General features: G+C 69.8%; 1 protein-coding gene. It reads left to right on the top strand.

From position 1 onward, the window contains the following. Positions 1–205: plasmid recombination protein (locus ACVOLI_RS20550; protein WP_481615794.1), on the top strand; the 205-nt coding region annotated here is incomplete at both ends.

Genomic DNA, 205 nt, shown 5'->3' with positions numbered 1-205 from the left:
CGGGTTCTTCATGGCGGCTCGGACCTCGGCGATGCCGTGGCCGACCGCCTGCGGGAAGCCGGGGTTAAAAAACCACGGCGTGACGCGGTGCTCCGCTCGGAGATGGTGCTGCCGGGTTCGCCTGAGCGCATGGCCTCGATGTCGGGGGCCGAGCTGGAAGCGTGGGCCGCCGACAACGTGGCTTGGCTCCGTGAGGAACACGGGG

It is taken from the genome of Stenotrophomonas sp. STEN029, from assembly GCF_056760015.1.
The sequence above is the reverse complement of the archived record's forward strand: the minus strand, read 5'-3'. Positions and strand labels throughout refer to the sequence as shown.